General features: G+C 46.0%; 1 pseudogene. It reads left to right on the top strand.

Annotation, left to right across the window (positions count from 1 at the left end):
• Positions 1-565, top strand: a pseudogene (locus tag J8M14_RS22950) (hypothetical protein); the annotation flags it as partial.

Raw genomic sequence — 565 nt, 5'->3', positions numbered from 1 at the left:
CAATATCGCAGGTGAAGACCTCACCGCTGGAGATGGATCCATTACAGTAACCGATGGTACCGGAGCAACACTAGTCGATACCAATGTCATCGTAGCTGCCGATGGAATCACCAATGCTAAAGTAGCTGACAATGCCATTCAAACTGAAAATATACTCGATGGAACGGTTGCCACAGCCGATATTGCCGATGATGCCATAACCAATGCTAAAGTAGCTGACAATGCCATCAATACAGAAAACATTACCGATGGACAGGTACAAACAGCTGACATCGCTGATGATAATGTAACCCCTGCAAAAATACAAGAAGGAACTCCCAATCAAGTCCTCAAAACAGATGCAACAGGGGCTATCGTAGAATGGGGAACTCTTGATGCAACAAACATCACAGGTGAAGACCTCACCGCTGGGGATGGATCCATTACAGTAACCGATGGTACCGGAGCAACACTAGTCGATACCAATGTCATCGTAGCTGCCGATGGAATCACCAATGCTAAAGTAGCCGACAATGCCATCAATACAGAAAACATTACCGATGGACAGGTGCAAACAGCTGACATC

The sequence above is a fragment of the Aquimarina sp. MMG016 genome, from assembly GCF_018100805.1.
Classification (GTDB): domain Bacteria; phylum Bacteroidota; class Bacteroidia; order Flavobacteriales; family Flavobacteriaceae; genus Aquimarina.
The sequence above is the reverse complement of the archived record's forward strand: the minus strand, read 5'-3'. Positions and strand labels throughout refer to the sequence as shown.